The following is a 2,648-nucleotide window of genomic DNA, read 5'->3' as shown; positions in this document are numbered from 1 at the left end:
GCTGCTGCTGTCCAAGCAGGAGCTCGACCGCGCGTGGGTCCTCCGCAAGGTCCTGCAGCAGATGAGCTCCGTCGAGGCGATGGAGCTGCTGCGGGACAAGATGCTCAAGACGAAGGACAACGCGGAGTTCCTGAGCTCGATGGCGGGTTAGAAGCTCACCTCGAGGCCCAGGCGGACGGTGGTCGGAGGGAAGTACCGGGTCGGCTGCCCGTACGTCGGGTTCGGGTTGATCGGGTTCCCGTTCTCGTCGGCGTTGAAGTAGTGGACCTGGTCGACGTCCACCGGGTCCCGCTCGCTGAACAGGTGGAAGACGTCCAGGATGAGCCGGGAGTGCCAGCGGCTGCTCGCCGAGCGACGGAACGTGTAATCCAGTCGGACGTTCAGGTCGACCAGGGAGGAAGTGCGCCCCTCGGACCCTCTCGGCTGGACGAACGTGTACCAGGTCGGCCCCCAGACCGTCGCGCCCATCTCGCTCAACGGCGTTCCGGACTCCCACACCATCGACGTCCCGACGTTCAGGCCGAAGTCGAAGCGGTAGAAACCGGACGCCTTGAAGACGTGGGTCCGGTCGTTGGGAAGCTCCCCGTCGGCGTTCACGAGTTGCTCGAGGAAGTCGTACTGCTGGTTCGAGTTCGCGAAGGGGTTCATCCGGTCCGAGTCGAACAGCCCCGGGAAATTCCCCCGAGTCTGCGACCACACGTACGAGAGCAGGTAGCCGAGCCGGGTCCCGCCATCCCGCTGGAAGGTGATCTCCAGCGCGCGGTATTCGCGTGTCGGCCGGGGATACTCGGCGAGCATCCCGCGACCGGGATTTCCCCAGAACGCCTCGAACGACTCCCCGACGGTCGCGTCCTCGATGGCGTCGCGCAGCGTTCGATAGACGCCACGAGCCCCGAGGCGATGGCGGGAGGCGATGCGACGTTCGTACCCGAGCGTGAGCTCGTCGAATCCCTGGCCCCGGAGGCCGTCCACGGCGGGGCGGATATACCCGGGCACCTCGAACTGCGCCAGCGGCGGCGGATCGAGCGTCGGGTCTTGGTCGTAGAGGTAGACGGCCTGGAAGGAGTCCTCGATGTGGTACAGCGTCGGCGACTGGGTCATGAGCTCCTGGAAGTAGCGCGCGGCCGACCCGTACACCCGCTGCGTGTCGCCTGCTCCGGGCCGGTAGACGAATCCGACGCGGGGTTGCCACTGGCCGTCGATCGTCTGGGCCACCCGTCCGTCCGATCCGACGATCGAGAGTCCATCCCAGCGTAATCCCGCGTTCAGCGTGAGTCCCTCGCCGATGCGCCAGGAGTCCTGGACGAAGGCGGAGGGAAGGCGGTGGTGCACGGAGCCGTTCTGCCAGAAGACAATCTCGTTGTAGGAGCCTTCCGCGAGCCGCGCGTACTTGCGCGAGAAGAGGTGGACCTCGGCCTCGTTCTCGCGGTACTCGAGCCCCGCCTTCAGTTCGTGGGCCCCCCGGGACCAGGTCGCCTTCGCCCCGAGCGTCCACTGCGCGCTCCGGACATCGACGTCGATCGGGGAGCCTCCGGACCAGACGCCCGTCGGGTAGTCGATGAAGAGAGGCTCCTGGCGGCCGCGGTCGGTGGAGGGCTCGTTGACCTCCTTGCGCGTCAGCCTCGAGATCTCGGTTTCCAGGAGCAAGCGCGGAGTCCAGACGTGGGTCCCGCGGACCGAGACCGTGTTCCCGCCCGTCTCGATGTGCCGCAGCAGGGGGTCGGGGTTCTCGAAGGAGATCGGCGTGCCGAACACGACGAAGGTGTCGCCGACGGCGTCCCGCGTGGCGGGGTCGGCGACGGCGGTCAACGCGAGCGTGTGCAGCGGCGTGGCCTGCCAGGTCAGCTTGCCCGCGAATCGGTGGACCGTGGCGTCGTCCGTGTGGTAACCGGTGCCGGGGACCTCTCGCTGCGATCGCTCGAACGCCGGGTTGTACGCGACGAAGCACCGCAGCCGTTCCCGCACGATTGGGCCGCTGAAGCTCACGCCCGCGTCGTACTGCTGGTAGTCGCGCATCGCGAGCTGCGTCACGCCCTGCAGCGCCTCGCCCGAGAACTGGTCCCCGGCGTAGTAGCCGAAGACCTTGCCGGCCCATCGTTCGCCTCCGGACGGCGTGACGACATTGACGATACCGCCGAGCGCGCTGCGGTACTCCGCTTCGAATCCTCCGATCCGGACCTCGACCTCCTCCACGAAGTCGTGGGGAAGGCTCGTGCCGCCGATGCCCCGATACGGGTCGGTGACGTCCACGCCGTCGATGAAGTAGCGGTTCTCCTGCCCGGTCGACCCCGCGAAGTTCGTGTCGTCCCCCAGGTAACTGACCCCGACGTGGGGGAGAAGCGCGGCGATGCTCTGGTAGTTCCGCTCCACCGGGACGTTCTCGTAGTACGAGGACGAGAGCGTGCCTCCGACCTCGGTGGACACGGGATCGATCGTCACCGGACGCGCCGTCACCTCGACGTTCTCCTCGAAGGTGGACTTGGGCTTCAGCCGGAGCGCCGGAAGCGCCGTCGTCCCTCCGAGGCGGATCGTCACGTCGCCGAGGATGGCGGACTCGAATGCGGGATGATCGATGTGGAGGACGTACGTCCCCACGGGAAGGGCGACGAGCCGGAATCGGCCCTCGTCGTCGCTGATCGTGGCGCGTG

The 2,648-nt window shown here is 67.4% G+C and carries 1 protein-coding gene; it reads right to left on the bottom strand.

Features of this window, described 5'->3' with window-relative positions:
* Nucleotides 1–147 precede the first annotated feature (147 nt).
* The coding region (locus tag VF139_05935) for a TonB-dependent receptor (protein ID HEX6850928.1) at nt 148–2,648 on the bottom strand (2,501 nt) is incomplete at its 5' end.

This window comes from Candidatus Polarisedimenticolaceae bacterium, assembly GCA_036376135.1.
Taxonomy (GTDB): domain Bacteria; phylum Acidobacteriota; class Polarisedimenticolia; order Polarisedimenticolales; family DASRJG01; genus DASVAW01.
This window is presented reverse-complemented; position numbering and strand designations above follow the sequence as displayed.